Origin of the sequence: Methanococcus voltae PS, assembly GCF_024807035.1 — an archaeon.
Taxonomy (GTDB): Archaea; AGJL01; Methanococci; order Methanococcales; family Methanococcaceae; genus Methanococcus; species Methanococcus voltae.
Genome location: NZ_JANUCQ010000001.1, coordinates 14,342 through 30,504, shown reverse-complemented (window position 1 = coordinate 30,504; position 16,163 = coordinate 14,342). Strand labels below are relative to the sequence as shown.

The following is a 16,163-nucleotide window of genomic DNA, read 5'->3' as shown; positions in this document are numbered from 1 at the left end:
AAATTATCACCAATTTCAACTCAAAAGAGCCTTTAAAGCTAAGTCATAAAATATATATTCCCTTGGATATTTGGGAAGAGAATGTTAATGAATATGTATCAAATTACAGTGCTATAACCAAAGAAACTGGCAAATTATTCATATTTGCAGGAGACCAGAAAATAGAGCATTTAAATAACGATTTCAAAGGTGATGGAATATCCATCGAAGATGCAAATCCAGAACATTTATTTAAAATAGCTAAATATGGTAAAATTGGGGCTTTTGCCACCCAATTTGGATTAATATGTAGATATGGGAAAGATTATCCTGATATAAACTACATCGTAAAATTAAATTCAAAGACCAATTTGGTAGAAACCTGTCAAAAAGACCCTATTAGTACATTATTGATTGATGTAAATGACATAGTGGAATTTAAAAAGAGAACGGGCTTAAAAATAAGGGGAATAGGATATACCATCTATTTAGGGAGTGAATTTGAAAATATTATGCTATCCGAAGCTAGCCGTTTAATCCATGAAGCTCATAAAAATGGATTAATTGCAGTTATATGGATATATCCACGAGGTAAAGCCATTAGGAATGAAAAAGACCCTAATTTAATTGCCGGAGCTACTGGAGTAGGGGCTTGCATAGGTGCTGATTTCGTAAAAGTTAATTATCCTAAATCTAAAGAACCAGAAGTAGATTTTAAAGATGCAGTGGCTTCTGCAGGTAGAACAAAAGTCATATGTGCTGGAGGCTCTAGTAAAAAACCAGAAGAATTCTTAAAAATCCTTTCTGAACAACTAAATATTAGTGGAGCATCAGGTTGTGCCACAGGGCGAAATATTCATCAAAAATCATTATTAGACGCAGTAGCTTTAACTTATGCAATTAATGAGATAGTATATAATAACAAAACTGTAGAAGATGCCTTAGAATTCCTAAAACCAGAAATAAAAGAAAAAATAAGAGATGAAATACTTTTAAAACAGTATGAATCTGAAAAAATAAAATAAACTAAGATGACATATATTAGAAAAATAAAAACTAAAAACTAAGTTATGAAAACTAAATCTTGGTGGAATTATGGATAAAGATATGGAAATGGTAGTTAATTTAGTGGAAATATTGGAAAAAAAAGGAGTTGGCGTTCAATTATCTGTTGAAGACCAAAAAACTGTAGAAATTACTGTTAAAGATAAAAAAATAGATATAAATATTGTAAAACCTGCAAATATTGGTAAATTATTAAAAGAATTAGATTTACCAATGGGAAAATAAATAAGTAAATAAATAATTGGTAAATACTTAATAATAAAAATAATATTATTCAATATTATTTTTTAATTTTTTTACAACAAAATCTTTTTTAGCAATTGCTTCATCGCATGATGTTGCAACTTTTGACTTCATCTCTTCGAAATCTTCAGGTTTTTGCTCTCCAACTATTTTTTTAACTGGAGTATATGCGGCCTCTCTAAATTTAGGTATTAATGGGATTTTCTCCCCATTATCAATTAAGTAGCTAGTATCTCCTTCTGCAACTACCCCAATTACTTCGGCACCAGTGTGATTCTTAATTTCTTCAACTTTATCTTTTGGAGCTATAATTAATAAACTATCTATTGAAACCCCTAATGGGTCTATATTAAGATTTTCTAGCATTTTTAATACTTTTTCATCGACCAAGTTGTAAACTTTTTCTTTTTCAACTTGTAAGGATACTTTTGCCGTATTTGAGATTTCATAAGCATCCCCCCTAAGTCCACCATTGGTTACGTCAGTCATTACGTGAATATCTTTTAATAAATCAGCATTTATTAATCCTTTGCAAGCTTTCAAAAAATCAACGTTTATAGTTTGATTTATAGCGTCAAAATCACCATAGTAAAGACCAGTTGTAGATATAGTACCGCCACCACTACCTTTAGTCATTAATATTACATCGCCCACTTCCGCTCTTTTTCTTGCAGTCGGCTTTCCTTCTTCTATTACACCTATTGCAGCTACTGAACTTACCAAACGGTCACCTAATACCATATCACCGCCTACTCTTAAAGTACTACCTGCAACTAAGGGTACATTTATAGCTTCAGAAACAGCACAAACACCTGCGGTATATTCTAAGATTTTTGCAACGTCTCCATCATCTGCCAAATGGACATCGCTAATTAAGGCAACTGCATCAGCACCCATAACATAAACGTCTCTTAAAGCAGCTCTTGCAACGTGAAAACCAGCTAAAAATGGAAAATCACTTAATCGTGAGTGAGTACCATCTACTGCTACTACAACGTATTTTGCATCTGCTTTTACGACACCTGCGTCATCTTGCTCCGTACTATCTACTTCGGTTATTTGATTTGTAGTTCCAATTATACGGGCTATTTCTCGATGTACAAAGAAATCGCCCTGTCCTCTACTACCTACGCCCATTTTACCCATGGTAACATCGGAAGTACTTGAACCAAGTAAATATTTTAAGTCATTATCATCAATATCTTTGTATTTTTCCGTTGTCTTAACTTCTTCAATTACTGCGCCAACAAATTTCTTTGCCCATTCTTCATTTACTTCTTTTAATTCTAAAACACGTTTAAAACCCACATCTATTATTTTATCTTCAGAAACGCCCTTTTTTAAATTTCTTCTAACATATCCTTCGATATCCATATGAAACACCAACATATTGAAATATTTGTAAATTAATAGTTAATTAAATTATAAAATAACAATTTATATAAATTTGCTACTCCACTATGTTTACTAAAAAATAGTATAACAATCGTAATAGCTCATAATATGCTATAATATTTAATAAATGTAATCTCCATGTAAAAAATAAAAATTTAAAGATAAAATGGGATTATTATTCGTTATTATAATTTATTTGAATATTAATTAATTAAAATTAATTTTCACCTAATTTCAATATAGCTTCTGCTATATCCCCATTAGCTTCTTCCAATGCTTTTCTAGCTTCTTCTTCTGTAACATTACATTGTGAAACTACCATTTCAATATCTTCTTTTGTTATATCCAAAGTTACTTCGACATCTTCTATAGTTTCCACAGTTTTAGCAACTTTTTTAGCTCTACCGGTTATAGAGTATGTTTTATTACCCATCATGTCCATTACTTGAACTTTTGGCTTTTCAAAAACTAAAAGCTTGTCATCTAATTCAATTGTGACTTTTAAAGCTTTAATGTCTTTTGCATCCATACCCATATCTTTCATCATATTTTGCATTTGTTTTATCATTCTTGGATTCATTCTTCCGCCACCTGGGAACATAAAAAACACCTCTGAGTCCATATATACTTTTTAAACCATAATCATGGCTGATAATAATTAATAATTTAAGATTATTGTCATTTTTCTAAGATTATGACGATTGCTATAAATTATAGATATTTATATGATATATAGTTTTTCAATCTAATTAAACATGAAAATTTTAAAAGTAATATATCCATAAATTCAATTCATAACGTATATATTAAATACAAATATATTATTAATATATTTTAATCAGTGTTTTAAAAATACTTAAATATTGTAATTTATTAAAATCTTAGAATAATAGAATAATAAAATAATAGAATAATAGGGAATATAAAGTTTAAATGAGGGTATATGATGGATATAAATAGTAAACCAATAATTAAAAAAGCAATCGATAAAATAAGTGATTTTAGTAAAGAAATAGATAGGGATGTAAAAATTATGCACGTATGTGGTTCTCATGAACATACCATTTGCAATTATGGAATAAGAGACGTTTTACCGAAAAATATAACTGTTGTGCCAGGTCCGGGCTGTCCTGTATGTGTTACAACACAAAAGGAAATTGATGAAGCCATATATTTAGCAGAAGAAGGTTATACAATAGCTACATTGGGTGACATGTACAGAGTTCCAGGTAGCGATAAATCGCTAATGCAATTACAATCCGAGGGTGCAGATATTAGAGTAGTATCAGGAATACCCGAAGCTGTGAAAATAGCAAAAACTACAGATAAAAAAGTAGTTTTTGTTGCAATAGGATTTGAAACTACGGCTCCGACGACAGCTGCTGAATTAATATCCCTTAAATCTAGATACGATAGTCTTAAGAACTCAGATTCTGATAACAATCTTGATTTTTATATTCATAATTGCCACAGACAAACACCTCCAGTAATGGATTTCTTACTAGGAGGGGGCTCCAAATTAAACTTAGATGGCTTTATATGCCCAGGTCACGTTTCTACAATTACAGGGTTAGAACCATATTATGCACCTTGTGAAAAATATCACGCCCCAATGGTTATTGCAGGTTTTGAACCTACAGATGTGCTTATGTCCTTAGTAATGCTTTTAAAACAGATTAAAGATGGCGTTGCAAAAGTAGAAAATGAATACATTAGAGGGGTTAGAGAACAGGGAAACGTTGTAGCTCAGAAAATGATAAATACAGTATTTAAAGATAAAGATGTAGCGTGGAGGGGATTCCCCGTCATTAAAAACGGAGGATTTGATTTAAAAGACGAATTTAAACAGTATGATATTAAAAACATTATCGATATGCCAGAAATTAAGGAAAAAATAAATAAAGGATGTATATGTAGTGAAATATTGAGAGGAGAAAAGCTACCTACAGACTGTAAGCTATTTGGAAAAGCTTGCGACCCTATTAATCCAGTTGGTAGCTGTATGGTATCTGACGAAGGAACTTGTAGGATATTCTACAAATACAAGAAGTTAATGTAATTATATCATAAAAAAATGAAAAATGAAAAATAAACTAAAAATAAAATAATATAGTGCAAATAAATCCAAAGTAAGATGGGAAAATATGAAAAATACAAATGAATTAAAAATTAAAGATATTAAAAATAAATATAATGGAACTAATTGTTATAATAAATCCATACCTAATATTTCGGAAGTATCAGACATTGTTGAAGAATTATTTAATATATCTACGATATATTTAAAGGAAGACGTTAAAAAAGCACTTGAAGATGCCGAAAATATTGAAGAAAAACAAATATCAAAAGATATTTTAAAGGCAATTATAAAAAATAACGAGATTGCAGAAAATAAAAAAATACCTCTATGTCAAGATACTGGTGTACCAGTCGTATTTTTAAAAATAGGTAACAATATAGATTCAACCAAAATCATGGAAATAATAGATAACATAAAATTAGGTGTAGAAAAAGCTACATCCTCCGTACCTTTAAGACCTAATGTAGTTAATCCATTAACTAGGGAGAATTTAAAGACAAATACGGGTTTAGGTTCCCCATTTGTCAACTTTGAATTTGATAAAAAACTTGAAAATGAAATAGAAATTACAGTATTTCCGAAAGGAGCAGGTAGCGAAAATATGAGTGCTTTAAAGATGCTAACTCCTGCAGAAGGGATAGAAGGGATAAAAAAATTTATACTAGACACGGTTGTATCTTCAGGAGGTAAACCTTGTCCACCCATAGTTTTAGGGGTTGGTATTGGTGGAACTGCGGACTTATCATTGAAATTAGCAAAAAAAGCACTTTTAAGAAATTTAGGGGAACGTAATAAAGATAAAAAAATTTCTAAAATGGAAGAAGAATTATTAGAAATGATAAATTCATTAAAAATAGGTGCAATGGGTCTCGGAGGAAATACCACTGCTTTAGACGTATTTATTGAAATTAACGGTTGTCACACTGCTTCTTTACCTGTAGGAATTTGTATTCAGTGTTGGGCAGATAGAAAAGCTACTGCAAAAATTAAAATTTTATAATCCGTATATTACAAATAAAAAAATAGAAAAAAGAATAGAAATAGTAGTTATTTGTATAATTTATTAATAAATTATATTTAATCTATCTTATTTTAGTTTATTATTTAATTTGTTTTTTAGAATAGATTAATTGCATTTGTTTTTTTCATTATTCTTATCATTATTTCAGGTATCATTGTAGTAATTACAGACTTATCCGCATTTTTAATAACTTCCTTATCACGTCCATTGCAAGCGTAAGCATTGATACCATTATCATTTAAAATTTTTATAGTTGCTTTTTCTACCCAAGGGTCCACATCACTAATATAAACTTCTTCAGGCTTTAAATTGTTAGCAATTCCCCATGAAATGTATCTTGCACCCAATAAACCTAATTTATCATAATTTCCAAGCTCTTCTTCCAATGAATTTAAATTTTTACCGAAATAAGGTTTTCTACCCAAATTACTGTCTTTAACTGTTGTAAAGTGTGCATCCCCCATAAAGTAGTTACCTACAGTCTCAGGGTAAATATATGATTTATTATTATATGTTAAAAACTTGTTACCTTTGGATATTGCCTCCAATTGGTTTTTAGTTGCTAAACATATATTTAAATTAGCCAACTCTTCTTTTACGATACTTAAAACTCTTGGAAGTCCAAAATTAGTTCTTTTTGCAGTTCCTGGCTTATAGCCACACATATAACCGTGGTGATTACCCACAAAACCAGTTAATATAACATTTAATCCACTTCTTAGACCAACTCTACATTCATCTTCGTAAGCTCCATTTGTGGCTACAACGCCTCCTTTCACCAATATACGGGAAGCAACTATTGATTTGGCAAAATCTTTTAACCTATCATTTGAACGATTAAAAGGACCACCTTCAACCACGAAAACATCCACATCCAAATCATTACATGCTGTTAATCCCGTTATTAAGTCATCATAGCCATCGCCAATGTGGAAAATACCCTCTATACCTTTTCCAAATTTTTTTGAAGCACTAACTACTTTTTCCATTTCGTCAATAGATGCACTATGTTCTTCGCCACCTTGTTCTTTTACCACATTTACACAGACTGTGGAAGATTTTTTTATCCAATCTTCGAATTCGTAAGCATATTTTTGCTCTTTATCTAAAAGACGCTTATGTATTCTGTCTTTTGGACAACCTTTATATGGAGGACCTTGGTTATAACATTCCCCCATACAATGTGTTATCTCTTTTGGAAATCGCATAGGTCCATTTTCCCCAAAATGGTCTAAATCAAGAGGCACATCGACTAAATTATATATTTTGTCCATTACTTCAAAGGGAGTCATATTCTCTTTTTCTGCAATATCTGCTATTGCATAAGCACACAAGTGAATGGGGAATCCCATATGGTCGGTTAAAGTACAATTTTCTAAGAATTCTCGTAAATCTAATGTAGAAGAACAAGGACCTACGCCCAATTCTACTAAATCACAACCCATCGGAAATTTTCTAAAATTATTCCCCAATTTATATAATTCATCGAGTTCAAAATTTCCTAATGTATCTACTATTTCAATAATATCAGATTCTTTTAATTTACTAGTAATTAATTTCTTATTAATAATTCCTTTCAATTCCAATGCAGCCATTGGATTATTTACTGATTCTTTAATTAATTCCAGCATTTTATAACCCCATTATCAAATTTAAGTAAATTTATTTAATAATATATCGTATAATTTAGTATAATTAAAATAGACGGTATTTTAAAAATAAATTAAATAATTAATAAATGATAATTAATAACCGATATTAATAACTAAGATTAATAACCAAAAACTTAACAAATATCTGGAATTAAGCCAATTTCTTCAATCATTTTAACTACATTATTTAAATTACCGGTTTTTGGACTTCCCACGCCTACAATATTCATTGGGTGATTTTCTGGAATTACAGTAGCCACATTACTTGCTCCAGCCATTAACGCGTATTGCATCAATTCTGCCCCGATAGTTGGCGTAGGCGAAGTTATTCTAATATTTGGAAACATCAATCTTGTTATTGCGATGGTTTTTGCCTGCTCTAAAGCAGAACATTTTGGATGATGCTCCATAGGTGTGTTTTTATAAGGATTGAAACCCATTATTGGAATCTCTTTTACATCCATTTTTTTTAAAAAATCTAAATGTTTAACCCTATCTTCGTAAGATTCGCCAAGTCCGATTAAAAGTCCTGAAGAAAGTTCAACATCGTGTTTTAATATATTTTTACATACTTTTATCCTATTTTGTAAGTTTTCACCGGGTTTCACAGAATTAAACACTTCTTCATTGATACTTTCTAGATTACAACATATTGTATCTACATTATTATTTTTTAAATGTTTTATACAGTTATCGGTTAAATCAGCACCTGCATTAACTAAAACTTTTAAGTTAGAAACTTTTTTAACATTTTGTAAAGCTCTTAAAACTTCTGAACCATCATATCCATGACCTGAAGAACAGCTTACTCGCTTAATTCCTGAAGATTCTATTGCTTTGGCGGATTTCTGTATCATGTCATCAGAAGTCTTAAAAGGTTTTACATAACCCTCTGTTGAAGTCCCCGTAGCATAGCCACAATATTTGCATTTTGGGGTAACACTACATATGTTTGTAATATGTATAGTAGAGGTTATTTCGATAGAATTAAAAAACAAGTCCCTTAATTGTGAAGAAATTGAAAATAATTCCAAATAATCAGATATTTTTGATATATTAAAAAGTTCTAAAGCTTGTTCTTTTGTAATTATACTATTGTTTAACTTATTTTTCTGAAGTAATTTTTCATATTCTTCAGTGTTGCAATTATTTTTAATAATATAATTATTCAAACTTGTTTCATCCGTAATGTTAATATCATTAAAATTCTCAGAAATTAAATTATAGACATTTGTCTTTAATTGCTGAAAATTATGTCTTATTTCACCAAGTGACATATGCACACCTCGTGTAAATTAAAAATAAACAATAAACAAAATAAACAATAAAAAAAGAGAAATTAAATTTAATTTATTGTTTTCCGTGTTTTTCGAGAACTTTTAAGGAAGCTGGTAAGATATCAGCTAAAGGACCGAAACACATACTGTCTGCAGTACCTGTTAAAGCTTTAGGGTCTAATTTATCTTCCATGCCTTTGATTCCTTCATTTCTCATTAATTCCAATATTTGAGTAATAGCTTCATCTGCCATCATTTGTGCAAAGTCTGCAGGAGCACCTAAAATTTGGGTAACTGCATCTCTGTAAGCTAAAATACCTGCGTAAACTGGTGCAGTAACTGCTGAACCCATGTCACATACAGGGCTGATTAAATTAGCTGGCATTTTGAAAGCTACACCTCTTGCAGTGTTTGCAATTTCAAAGAAGTTTTCAACTGCTTCTTCTGTTGCGAATCCTTCTGAAATGAATACTTGTCCTTTCATTTCTGGAACTGCTCCAGGGTGGTATGAGATAATGTTTAAATCGTCTCTACCTAAGTCTTTAAAGATTTTAGCAAATTTAGGGGTTGGGATTGTACATGCGTGTGTAACAATTGCTCCTTCTTTAATGTTTGCTACGAATTTTTCAATAATTGCAGGTTGGCTGCCTCCTTTTGGTAACCATGTAATAACAATATCTGCGTCTTTAACTGCGTCTTTATCGTCTGCAGTAACTTTTAAACCCACTTTTTCAGGGTTTACAAAGTGTATACAAGCTTTAGGTGGTTTTGGTAATTCTTTTGCCTTAGCTTTAACTGCGTCTCTGATTTCTGGCATAACTTCTTCAGCTTTTCCTGCCAAATGAGCTTCCATAACTTTTGCGTAGTCAAAGTTGTCTAAAACTACCATTTCATTTCCTTCTGCAAAGCAAGGGTCTGCAATTACTATTTCATCAATTTCGTTAACTAAATGTAATAATTCTGCACCCATTAAAATTGTTGAGTGTGTCATTGCAATTTCTGGGATTCCTACTTGTTTAGCTACTTCTGAAGCTCTTGAAAAGTTTGTAATTCCAGCTGCTGCGTGTGTTCTGTAACATCCTGCACCTAATATTGCTACTTTCATAAGTACACCTCTAAAGGTTTCTCTAATATATAATATACAATATTTTATTGTTGGGTATTAAGATATATATACATTAGTATTAGAATTTCTAATAGAGTACTTGGGTAGTTAGTACTTATTAATAAATCCAATAATATTAATAGGGGACCCATCAGGAATATTGATATCTAATGGCATACCCAAAAAAACAAAAATTTGATTATAGAAAAACTCCAAATTAGTTAAATTTTCTATTATCAACATTTTATCCAATAATTTCTTATGAACATTGTAATTTCCAATAGAAGCGCAATCTGTAGCTATTATATCAATATTCAATTCTAAAATTCTTTCTAAATATTTATCTAATTTTAAATCATGATTAAAATATTCGGGATTACCCCATAATTTATATGTATTTGTATTCAAAATCAATATTTTAACATTATTTTTATTAATAATATCTTTTAATTCATTGAATTTATCCTCATTTTCAAAATATTCTGTATTTTTTGAATTATAAAATATACATAGTGCATTTTCATAAATAATCTTATTATCCATTAATTTTAAATAAGATTTTGGAAATTTTGAAAAATCAGTATCGTTTACATTTTTATGATTTAAATGTCCGGGGAAATCAATATGTGTACCAATATGGGAGTTAAACTCTATTTTAGAGATTTTGAAATTATCTACATCTATTTTAGAGATTTTATATTCTGGGTCGCCGGGAAAAACAAAATTTATTAAATTATGACTCAAAGATACGGGATTACCAAAATTATTTTTTAAATTCATAATATCACCTAAAATATCGATAATGGATATTATATATTATAAGATATAAAATATATTAAAATAAAGATTATTTGTGTAATAATAAAAAAATAAATATAATAAAAATAAAAAATAATAAAAGTAAATTTATAATGTGATATATATGCGACATGAATTTCACACTCACACTATATATAGTGATGGAGAATTACTACCTTCAGAACTTGTAAGAAGAGCCATAGCTTTAAAACATAAGACTATTGCATTAACAGACCACGGTGACATTTCAAATTATAAAGAATTAATACAAATGGGTCTTGAAACTAAAAAAGAGTTAAAAAAATACTGGGATATTGAAGTAATTGCAGGTATAGAATTGACACATATCCCTCCAAAATCAATACCTAAAATCGCAAAAAAATGTAAAGATGAAGGTGTTGAATTAGTTTTAGTACATGGCGAAACGTTAGTGGAGCCTGTTGAAGAAAAAACAAATTATTATTCATCGCTATCGGAAGATGTTGATATATTAGCGCATGGTGGATTAATAGATGACGAGACGGGGAAAAATTTAAAGGAAAACGATATTTATCTTGAAATAACATCAAGAAAAGGTCATTCTTTGTCAAATGGGCATGTTTTAAACGTTGCTAGAAAATATAATATACCTACGGTAATCAATACAGATTCTCACGCCCCGAGTGATTTAATATCTTTTGAATTTGCTGAAAAAGTAGGCTTTGGTTGCGGCATGACCCAGGATGAAGTTAAAAAATCATTAATCAATAATCCTTTAAACTTACTAGATAAGATAAAAAATAATATAAAATAAAAAAATTTAATTTATTCATATATTTTTAGACTACATATATCATTATTTATATCATTTGAAGGGTCTAAAACTTGTATATCACATAAAGAGTTTAAACCTTGCTTTTCTGCCGTTTTTTCTATACCTAACTTCTTAGCGGTTTTTATATTTAGCACATAAGCATCTAATGTATCAACCTTTAATTTATTTGCTGCAACCGCCCTATGATGACCATCTACTATAATGTATTTAGTAAGATTTGTTTTTATAACAATTAGAGGCTCTGCTAAACCCCGCTCTAGTTCATAAATACGACCATATAATTCATCTTCATAAACTTTATTTTGAGTAGGTTTAAGTTCTTCGACAGGGACAATATCCTTGTATACTTCTAAATCATATCCTAAAGTTCTATAAGTTTTGACAATTTTCTCTAATTTCTTAGGGGTAGTCTTTTCAATTTGAGACCTTAAAACATCTGTATTGGTTAGTATACCCAACAAATTATTCTTTTTATCCACAACAGGTAATTTAGAAAATCCTGTTCTGAACATAACCCTACCAATGTTTAATACATCCGCGTCAGGATAAGTTACAACCATTTCTCTAATATCGGTCATGATATTCTTTATTTTTTCATCTTTTTCCTTCCCTATTAAATCATGTACTGAAACTATCCCGATAATTTTTCCAGATTCAACAATTGGAAATGTATCATGAGTAGTATCTTCTACGAGCTTTATTGCATCACATACTGTTGCATTTAACGGTAATGTATTCACTTTTTTAGTCATATACTCTTTAACACTCATATAGCATCCCTACTCATTAGTCTATTTTTAAAATAATATACTTTAAAATAGTATTTTAAATTAATGGTTTAGAGAGTATTTTTATGCTAGAGTATATAAGTTAATTTAAAAATAATGTCGGACTAAAAATAAAATATAATATGGAAAAATAATAATAATAATAATATAAAAAATAAAATTTAAGAGCGTATTTATTAAATCGTAGATTTATTGTTACTCAGAACCACTGTTTGAAGATTCATCCTCGTAGATACCCATAGTGGATAATATTTTATTTTGGATTGCTTCTTCAACCAATTGTCTTAAGGAAACTTTATCAGAAACCGATTCAAATATGCCTAAAGGGATACATGCGGCTGCTGAAGCCTGATGACCACCACCCATGAACGCCTCGTTCATTAAAGTTCCCAAATCAACTCTTAAATCTTTAGTCCTTGCACTTATATGAATATTATCATCTGCAATACCAAAAATATATGTGGTGTATATGCCTTCCATCTTGAGTAAGAAATCCGCTGCTCTTGGTAATGCGTCCCTATTTTTAATATTCCCAACGTAAGATAATGCAATATTTCCCTTAATTATTTTTCTATTGGAAATAGCTTTAGCTAAAACGTCCATGGTTTCAGTTTCTATTTCAGGATTTTCAATCATTTCCAATACTTTTGTATCCATTAAACCTTGCAAATAACTTGCAATTTCGAAATCCATTTTTGAAGCATTTCTTTTGAAGTTATTTGTATCTGAAACTATTGCGTAATATAAAGCAGTAGCTAGATGTCTATCTGGTTCAATACCTAGCTGAATTAAGTATGTGGTTATAATTGTTGCGGTAGCGCCAGCTTCTGACTGTATATCGGAATAATCTGCAACAATATCGCCATCTTTATGGTGGTCAATTAAAATATTTATTTCTTTTGAACGGTCAATTTCAGAATAAAGCGAAGTATAGCTTGAGGAATCTACTACTGCAATACCACAGTATTTATCCGTGTCTACTTCCAATATATTCTTTAACTTAATCCCCAATAGGTTAACCATTGCTTTATTTTCATCATAACCAATTTTTCCGGCATATGCAATTTTAGAAGATGCCCCCCACCTATCTAAAATTGTTTTTAAAGCCATTGCACTTGCCATTGCATCAGGGTCGGGATTATTATGTAGCATTATTAAAAAGTGTGCATCAAAACAGCAGTCTTCTAAGTTATTTTCGTCACTACATAAATTATTATATTTGACTTTTGCGTCCTCTACAACTTTTCTTAAGTCCAACAACTTCCTTCTTAACTTTGATTTTTGTATCTCATGAACTACATCTTTAGCTGCGCTTTCTAAGGGGTAAATTACCTTATCAACATTTAATCCTTCGTAAAGTTCGGGATATTTTACAATACCTCTAACAATTACATATGCCTTATCATTTATAGACTGCACCAATTCTGCTATTTTACGATTCAAATCGTTATTATTCGTCATGATTAATATTGTATCAGCTTCAGTGATTTTAGCACGGTTTAAAACTTCTAATTGCCCCGCATCACCTACAATGTGGTTAAATGTTCCATTACCCAACGATTCAAAAACGTCTTCGTTAACGTCTATTATAGTAAGTTTGTCCAATTTTTTAGCACAATTTACTACCTTACGACCAAATGCACCATAACCTATTGCTAATATCATATTATGCCTCCATTGGATTGGGCGAAAGTATGTGTTATAATATTATTAAATTTATAAAACATATATTTCATACATCAAGATAAAATCTAATTTCAAATTAAATAATAGATAATAAATAATAGATAATAAATAATAGATAATAAATTTTTAAAACATATTAATTACTAATACTCAATCATATATTATATTAATAATTATTCGTATATTATCGAACATCATATATACCAAAATTATTATTTTTTAAAATACCTTACTTTTTTAAAATCATAGTTTAAAAAAATTAGTCCAAATATAATAAATGTTTTAATAGATAATAGTAGTTTACTATTATATCTATAGGTATTTTTAGGTATATATTATTAGCGATAATAAATAAAAAATCTAAAAAATAAGCGTATTTTGTAAATAAATAATACACTTTTTGACGTAATTACATACCCCAAAATACATTATTTTCGACTTTTTGTTTTAATTCAGTATATCGATTTAGTGCCTCTAGTTCGTCGCCCCTTAATTCAGACTTGTATTCATGGTAAAATTTTCTAACTTCAGGTTCTGGAACTTCCACATACAATATATCTTCTTCTTTAGCGTGTCTACCCAATATTAAAGAGCCATCAATTGAAACAGGAACTTGCATACCAACTTTTGCTTCTTTTATTGTTTCTTGTTGATTGTTTCTAAGTTCTTTAACATAACCTACTCTTTTACCATCTTCCAACATTATGTTACTACCAACTTTCAAAGTACCATATAATACTTCAACACCACAAACTGCAGGTGCTTTCTGCCTAAATATACAGTTTGGTAAAATTTTTAATATTGCAGGCTTTGTCAATTTATTTAATTCATCAGATTTTAAAGATTCTTCCAATTCTTTAATCCAATCTTCATAATCTTCGACCAATTTATAAATAATTTTATCTTCGAACAATTTTACGTCGTTCTTTTCTAGTTCTAATTTTGCGTCATTCAATACTTTAGCGTTAAAAGCTATTATAGCTCCGTTGTAAGGATTTGATATTGCATAAGATGCCGCTTCAATAACATCTTTTTTATTAACGTCCCCAACTTCGGCCTTTTTTATTTTAACATCTTTTTTCCTTAATTCAGTAGCTAAAGCCTCCAATGAACCCATTGTGTCAGCTTTTATGATGATACCTTCTTCATCTAATTTAATTTCAAAATCCTCTATTTCTTGAACAATTTCCTCTTTGGCTACCTCTATTTGTGATTTAGGAACTATTCTCAAAGGACTACCTGCAATTACATTATCTAAATCTGGAGCGGATATTTTAACCCCGGTAGCCGCTACAATTTGTTTTGAAGGTTTAAATTTATCCCGAGGATCCATCATTTCGTCTAAAGCCTTAGGCTTTAATAGTGCTTTCACTTTTGAAGTTATAATACCATCAGGATTTCCAATAACTACGTAATCACCAGCTTTTGCAATTCCGTCATATATTATAGCGTCAATTGTTTTTCCTAAACCTTTTTCCTCTTTTATTTCTAAAACGGTTCCTTTAGCATAACCATCTACATTTAAACCCAATTTTTGCTCCAAGAATTTTTGAGCAAGACCTGCAATAATTATCAATAAATCAGGTATTCCTTCCCCAGTCATTGCAGACACAGGTAAGATGTTAATTGTTGTGGTCGTATCCTTAACTCTTGAAAATACGTCTGCTTCAAAACCTAATTCATTTAACGGGGCAATTACATTTTCATAAAGTTTTATTTCAAAGTCTGTTAAAGCATTTGGGTGTTGCTTTTGTTCGTTGAAATTGGTTATAAAAGGTCCTTCAACCGAATTCCATCCTGAAATCTTATCTAATTTGTTCGCTGCAACTACAAATGGTGTTTTGCATTGCTTTAATATATTAATAGCCTCAATGGTTTGAGGTTTAAATCCTTCATTGATATCTACAACCAATATAGCAATGTCAGCTAAAGCTCCGCCTCTTTTTCTTAAGGAGGTAAAAGCTTCGTGACCTGGAGTATCAATTACCAATATACCAGGTATCGATAAATCAGCCTTAAATATATTCAATAAATCCTTTGAAACTTTTTTTATCGTCCCAATAGGTATTTCACTTGCACCGATATGTTGTGTTATACCGCCTGCTTCACGAGTTGTAACTCTAGTAGTTCTAATTTTATCCAATAAAGAAGTTTTTCCATGGTCTACGTGACCCAATACACTTACAATAGGGCATCTTAATGCCATAATATCACCATTACAAATTTGAGAGTCTTAAAAGAGATTATATAATATGAAATA

14 protein-coding genes are annotated in these 16,163 nt (G+C 30.1%); 5 read left to right on the top strand and 9 right to left on the bottom strand.

The genetic code is table 11. The features are described 5' to 3' along the window. The first annotated feature begins 50 nt into the window (after positions 1 to 50). Both M2325_RS00140 and M2325_RS00135 read left to right on the top strand, forming a co-directional pair. Positions 51 to 1,004 carry a beta/alpha barrel domain-containing protein gene (locus M2325_RS00140; RefSeq protein ID WP_374759663.1) on the top strand — a complete coding sequence of 318 codons (954 nt, stop codon included), beginning with the start codon at positions 51 to 53 and terminating at the stop codon, positions 1,002 to 1,004. Between the two features lie 70 nt (positions 1,005 to 1,074). Beyond that, complete coding sequence (locus M2325_RS00135) at positions 1,075 to 1,269, top strand: hypothetical protein (protein WP_245314762.1); 195 nt, start codon at positions 1,075 to 1,077, stop codon at positions 1,267 to 1,269. Positions 1,270 to 1,314: 45 nt separating this feature from the next. On the opposite strand, the gene M2325_RS00130 is transcribed toward M2325_RS00135, so the two are convergent. Next, the gene (locus tag M2325_RS00130; protein ID WP_209590021.1) at positions 1,315 to 2,661 is read right to left on the bottom strand and encodes an AIR synthase related protein; all 1,347 of its coding nucleotides are present in this window, start codon (positions 2,659 to 2,661) and stop codon (positions 1,315 to 1,317) included. Between the two features lie 238 nt (positions 2,662 to 2,899). Then, positions 2,900 to 3,283, bottom strand: a complete 384-nt coding sequence (locus tag M2325_RS00125; protein WP_209590020.1) for a nascent polypeptide-associated complex protein — start codon at positions 3,281 to 3,283, stop codon at positions 2,900 to 2,902. Positions 3,284 to 3,625: 342 nt separating this feature from the next. On the opposite strand from M2325_RS00125, the gene hypD reads away from it, so the two are divergent. Beyond that, entirely contained in the window at positions 3,626 to 4,741 is a 1,116-nt protein-coding gene (hypD, locus tag M2325_RS00120; protein ID WP_259050481.1) for a hydrogenase formation protein HypD, read from the top strand. Between the two features lie 169 nt (positions 4,742 to 4,910). After that, positions 4,911 to 5,762 (top strand): fumarate hydratase, encoded by an 852-nt coding sequence (locus tag M2325_RS00115; protein ID WP_259050784.1) that lies wholly within the window; start codon positions 4,911 to 4,913, stop codon positions 5,760 to 5,762. A 116-nt stretch (positions 5,763 to 5,878) separates the two neighbouring features. On the opposite strand, the gene hmdC is transcribed toward M2325_RS00115, so the two are convergent. From hmdC to M2325_RS00095, 4 genes are all read right to left on the bottom strand, one after another. Then, on the bottom strand, positions 5,879 to 7,414 hold the full coding sequence (gene hmdC / locus M2325_RS00110) for a 5,10-methenyltetrahydromethanopterin hydrogenase cofactor biosynthesis protein HmdC (RefSeq protein WP_259050479.1): 1,536 nt from the start codon (positions 7,412 to 7,414) through the stop codon (positions 5,879 to 5,881). Between the two features lie 155 nt (positions 7,415 to 7,569). Beyond that, complete coding sequence (gene hmdB / locus M2325_RS00105) at positions 7,570 to 8,712, bottom strand: 5,10-methenyltetrahydromethanopterin hydrogenase cofactor biosynthesis protein HmdB (RefSeq protein ID WP_259050477.1); 1,143 nt, start codon at positions 8,710 to 8,712, stop codon at positions 7,570 to 7,572. A gap of 73 nt (positions 8,713 to 8,785) precedes the next feature. Next, positions 8,786 to 9,817: a 5,10-methenyltetrahydromethanopterin hydrogenase gene (hmd, locus tag M2325_RS00100; RefSeq protein ID WP_259050475.1), complete on the bottom strand. Its 1,032-nt coding sequence runs from the start codon at positions 9,815 to 9,817 to the stop codon at positions 8,786 to 8,788. 108 nt (positions 9,818 to 9,925) lie between these two features. Continuing rightward, positions 9,926 to 10,597 carry a cyclase family protein gene (locus tag M2325_RS00095; protein WP_209590014.1) on the bottom strand — a complete coding sequence of 224 codons (672 nt, stop codon included), beginning with the start codon at positions 10,595 to 10,597 and terminating at the stop codon, positions 9,926 to 9,928. 142 nt (positions 10,598 to 10,739) lie between these two features. Between M2325_RS00095 and M2325_RS00090 the strand changes: the two genes are divergently transcribed. Next, positions 10,740 to 11,408 (top strand): histidinol phosphate phosphatase domain-containing protein, encoded by a 669-nt coding sequence (locus M2325_RS00090; RefSeq protein ID WP_259050474.1) that lies wholly within the window; start codon positions 10,740 to 10,742, stop codon positions 11,406 to 11,408. Between the two features lie 11 nt (positions 11,409 to 11,419). Here M2325_RS00090 and M2325_RS00085 read toward each other — a convergent pair whose 3' ends face one another. From M2325_RS00085 to infB, 3 genes are all read right to left on the bottom strand, one after another. Continuing rightward, complete coding sequence (locus tag M2325_RS00085; RefSeq protein ID WP_209631683.1) at positions 11,420 to 12,199, bottom strand: CBS domain-containing ParB/RepB/Spo0J family partition protein; 780 nt, start codon at positions 12,197 to 12,199, stop codon at positions 11,420 to 11,422. Between the two features lie 213 nt (positions 12,200 to 12,412). Then, on the bottom strand, positions 12,413 to 13,882 hold the full coding sequence (locus M2325_RS00080; protein WP_209590011.1) for a DHH family phosphoesterase: 1,470 nt from the start codon (positions 13,880 to 13,882) through the stop codon (positions 12,413 to 12,415). Positions 13,883 to 14,312: 430 nt separating this feature from the next. After that, positions 14,313 to 16,109 carry a translation initiation factor IF-2 gene (gene infB / locus M2325_RS00075; protein WP_209590010.1) on the bottom strand — a complete coding sequence of 599 codons (1,797 nt, stop codon included), beginning with the start codon at positions 16,107 to 16,109 and terminating at the stop codon, positions 14,313 to 14,315. Positions 16,110 to 16,163 lie beyond the last annotated feature (54 nt).

Coding starts and splice junctions, on each gene's coding strand:
- M2325_RS00090 (WP_259050474.1), top strand. CDS start 10,740: ATGCGACATGAATTTCACACTCACACTATATATAGTGATGGAGAATTA.
- M2325_RS00080 (WP_209590011.1), bottom strand. CDS start 13,882: ATGATATTAGCAATAGGTTATGGTGCATTTGGTCGTAAGGTAGTAAAT.
- M2325_RS00125 (WP_209590020.1), bottom strand. CDS start 3,283: ATGTTCCCAGGTGGCGGAAGAATGAATCCAAGAATGATAAAACAAATG.
- hmdC (WP_259050479.1), bottom strand. CDS start 7,414: ATGCTGGAATTAATTAAAGAATCAGTAAATAATCCAATGGCTGCATTG.
- hmd (WP_259050475.1), bottom strand. CDS start 9,817: ATGAAAGTAGCAATATTAGGTGCAGGATGTTACAGAACACACGCAGCA.
- M2325_RS00085 (WP_209631683.1), bottom strand. CDS start 12,199: ATGAGTGTTAAAGAGTATATGACTAAAAAAGTGAATACATTACCGTTA.
- hmdB (WP_259050477.1), bottom strand. CDS start 8,712: ATGTCACTTGGTGAAATAAGACATAATTTTCAGCAATTAAAGACAAAT.
- infB (WP_209590010.1), bottom strand. CDS start 16,109: ATGGCATTAAGATGCCCTATTGTAAGTGTATTGGGTCACGTAGACCAT.
- M2325_RS00130 (WP_209590021.1), bottom strand. CDS start 2,661: ATGGATATCGAAGGATATGTTAGAAGAAATTTAAAAAAGGGCGTTTCT.
- M2325_RS00095 (WP_209590014.1), bottom strand. CDS start 10,597: ATGAATTTAAAAAATAATTTTGGTAATCCCGTATCTTTGAGTCATAAT.
- M2325_RS00135 (WP_245314762.1), top strand. CDS start 1,075: ATGGATAAAGATATGGAAATGGTAGTTAATTTAGTGGAAATATTGGAA.
- hypD (WP_259050481.1), top strand. CDS start 3,626: ATGATGGATATAAATAGTAAACCAATAATTAAAAAAGCAATCGATAAA.